Genomic DNA, 2,385 nt, shown 5'->3' with positions numbered 1-2,385 from the left:
CCCTTACCACCCCTATTTGTAACGCGATAATCTTCGATGTCGGTACGTTTGCCATAACCTTTTTCTGATACAACAAGAACAGTAGCTCCCGGATCATTAACAGCAATCATGCCAACTACTTCATCATTTTCATGAGCAAGGGTTACACCACGAACACCAGTTGCGGTTCTACCCATCGGTCTCACCTTTTCTTCGTTAAAGCGAATTGCCCTTCCAGAGCGCAATGCCATAACAATTTCACTGGTTCCGGTGGTTAAACTTGCTTCAAGTAACTGATCACCTTCATTGATATTGATTGCATTAATACCATTAACCCTAGGTCTTGAATATGCCTCCAAAGAAGTTTTCTTGATTGTTCCTTTTTTGGTACACATGATAATATAATTATTTTCAAGGTACTCCTGATCTTTAAGGTTTTTAACCTTAATAAAGGCCTTAATCTTTTCTTCTTTAGGGATATTAATGATGTTCTGGATTGCTCTTCCTTTACTTAATCTAGATCCTTCAGGAATTTCGTATACTCTTAACCAGAAACAACGACCTGTTTCTGTAAAGAATAACATATAGTTGTGGTTGGATGCAATTAGCATATGTTCAATGAAATCTTCATTTCTTGAGTCACTGCCTTTTGAACCTTTTCCACCTCTACCTTGTGTACGGTATTCTGTTGCCGGAGTACGTTTGATATAACCTTCGTGAGAAATGGTAATTACTACATCTTCATCTTCGATGAAGTCTTCCATGCTCATGTCTTCTGCAGAGTGTACGATCTGAGTTCTACGCTCATCACCGTATTTTTCTCTCATTTCGGTTAATTCCTCAGTGATGATCTGCATACGTTTACCTTCATCATCTAAAATAGACTGTAGGTATTCTATCGTTTTCATTAATTCGTTGTACTCATCTTTAATTTTATCACGCTCCAGACCAGTTAACCTGCGGAGTGTCATATCAAGGATGGCTCTGGCTTGAATATCACTTAATCCAAATTTCTCCATTAAGCCTACTCTCGCTTCTTCAGGGGTATCTGAACTACGAATCAGGTTAATTACTTCATCTAAATGATCAAGTGCAATTAACAAGCCTTCTAAGATGTGAGCACGTTTTTTTGCTTCGGCTAATTCAAACTTAGTTCTGCGGATCACTACTTCGTGACGGTGTTCAACGAAATATTGAATCAGATCTTTTAGATTTAATAATTGCGGCCTGCCTTTAACCAGGGCAATGTTATTTACACTAAATGAAGTTTGTAGCGCAGTTTGCTTGAATAGATTGTTTAGTACGATTGAAGCATTGGCATCGCGTTTAATTTCGTAAACAATACGGATACCGTCTTTATTGGACTCATCCTTAATGTTTGAAATACCTTCAATTTTTTTCTCTCCAACAAGTTCAGCAGTACGCTCGATCATCATTGCCTTATTAACCTGGTAAGGTATTTCGGTAACAATAATGGTTTCGCGGTCCTTTGTGGTTTCAATTTCTGCTTTAGAGCGCATTACAATACGGCCTCTACCAGTTTCAAAAGCTTCCTGAACACCTGCGTAGCCATAAATAATAGCTCCTGTAGGAAAATCAGGTGCTTTTATGTGCTTCATTAATTCAGGAATAGTAATATCGTTATTTTCGATGTAAGCTATTGTTGCATTAATAGCTTCTGTAATGTTGTGAGGAGGCATATTTGTAGCCATACCCACTGCAATACCTGATGATCCGTTGATCAGTAAGTTTGGAACTTTTGACGGAAGAACTGTTGGTTCTTGCAATGAATCATCAAAGTTTAACTGGAAATCTACAGTATCCTTATTGATATCAGCAAGCATTTCCTCTGCAATCTTCTGGAAGCGGGCCTCTGTATAACGCATTGCTGCTGGAAAGTCACCATCGATTGATCCAAAGTTACCCTGTCCTTCAACCATTAAATAACGTAAGCTCCATTCCTGAGCCATCCTTACCATAGTGTTGTAAACAGAAGCATCACCATGTGGGTGATACTTACCCAGTACCTCACCTACAATACGTGCAGATTTTTTATATGGTTTGTTGTTTGTTAATCCCAGATCGAGCATACCATATAACACTCGGCGGTGTACAGGTTTTAATCCATCACGTACATCAGGTAGAGCCCTTGATACGATAACCGACATCGAATAATCGATGTAAGCTGATTTCATTTGCTCGTCAATATCGATCCTTATTATTTTGTCTTTTTCTTGATTTTCTAAATCTTCTGCCATAAATATTAATGTTCCTTAAGAACGATTTAAATGTGGTATTCTTATAACCTTGCGAAGCTAATAAAAAAAGCGCCATTAAGGCGCATTGTGGAAAAATTTTAACGTAAAAATTAGGCTATTCTTAAGCCCATTCTATCCCCTTTTTAAG

At 38.1% G+C, this 2,385-nt stretch carries 1 protein-coding gene; it reads right to left on the bottom strand.

Translation table 11 applies throughout. The annotated features are described in order from the left end of the window. The coding region (gene gyrA / locus AC1DDX_RS26480; RefSeq protein ID WP_477622933.1) for a DNA gyrase subunit A at positions 1 to 2,237 on the bottom strand (2,237 nt) is incomplete at its 3' end. Positions 2,238 to 2,385 lie beyond the last annotated feature (148 nt).

It is taken from the genome of Pedobacter sp. 10L46_2 (assembly GCF_056395165.1).
This window is presented reverse-complemented; position numbering and strand designations above follow the sequence as displayed.